Source organism: Pseudomonas emilianonis (genome assembly GCF_023072625.1).
Lineage (GTDB): Bacteria > Pseudomonadota > Gammaproteobacteria > Pseudomonadales > Pseudomonadaceae > Aquipseudomonas > Aquipseudomonas paraveronii.
The window spans coordinates 1-1,066 of sequence record NZ_JAKNRV010000707.1; the positions used below are offsets into that span (position 1 = coordinate 1).

Sequence of the window (1,066 nt, forward strand, 5' to 3'; positions counted from 1 at the left end):
CTGGCGCAACCGTCCTCATCAAGTTTTGACGCCGCGATTCGTAGCCTGATTCGGTATAATCCAGGGCATGAATTCCTTGCCCGAAAATCTTCCAGATGATCCTGTTCTGCTCAAGCAAATGCTTGGGCAGATGCTCGACGAACGTCAGTTGGATAAGGGAAAGATTGTTCGGCTAGAAGAACAGAATGCGCTCTTGCTTCAGCGTCTGTTCGGACGTAAGTCCGAGCAAACAGCTGATGCTGCAACGCCGCAACTGGCCCTCTTCAATGAAGTAGAAAGCGTCGTCGAGCCTGTGGACGACGCCTCAGATGAAGAGGTCGTTGCCCCGACCAAGCGCCGCGGTAAACGCAAGCCACTGCCCGCCGATCTGCCGCGCATCGAGATCATCCACGAACTTCCCGAACATGAACTGACGTGCGTCTGCGGCTGCCGCAAACACACTATTGGCGAAGAAGTCAGCGAGCAGTTTGAAATCGTGCCGATGCAGATCCGTGTGATCAGCCACGTTCGCAAAGTTTACGGTTGCCGCGACTGCGAGATGGCGTCGGTCACTGCTGACAAGCCGGCTCAACTGATTGAAAAAAGCATGGCCAGCCCAAGTGTTCTGGCGATGTTGCTGACCACCAAGTACGTCGATGGACTACCGCTTCACCGTTTCGAAAAAGTCTTGGGCCGCCATGGTGTCGATATCCCGCGCCAGACGTTGGCACGCTGGGTTATCCAGTGCGGTGAACACTTCCAGCCGCTGCTGAATTTAATGCGCGATAGCCTGTTGGGCAGCCGTGTTGTCCACTGCGATGAAACACGGGTACAGGTGTTGAAAGAGCCTGACCGAGACCCAAGCAGCCAGTCCTGGATGTGGGTGCAAACCGGCGGCCCGCCAGATAAACCAGTGATCCTTTTTGACTACTCCACCAGCCGCGCGCAGGAGGTGCCGACACGCCTGCTCGATGGTTATCGTGGCTACGTGATGACCGATGATTACGCCGGTTATAACGCGTTGGGCGGGCAGGCTGGAGTCGAACGTTTGGGCTGCTGGGCGCACGCAAGGCGCAAGTTTGTTGAG

At 56.3% G+C, this 1,066-nt stretch carries 1 protein-coding gene; it reads left to right on the forward strand.

Annotated elements, in window-relative coordinates:
* Positions 1–67: 67 nt before the first annotated feature.
* On the forward strand, positions 68–1,066 hold a 999-nt coding region (tnpC, locus tag L9Z73_RS31055), incomplete at its 3' end, for an IS66 family transposase (protein WP_247408816.1).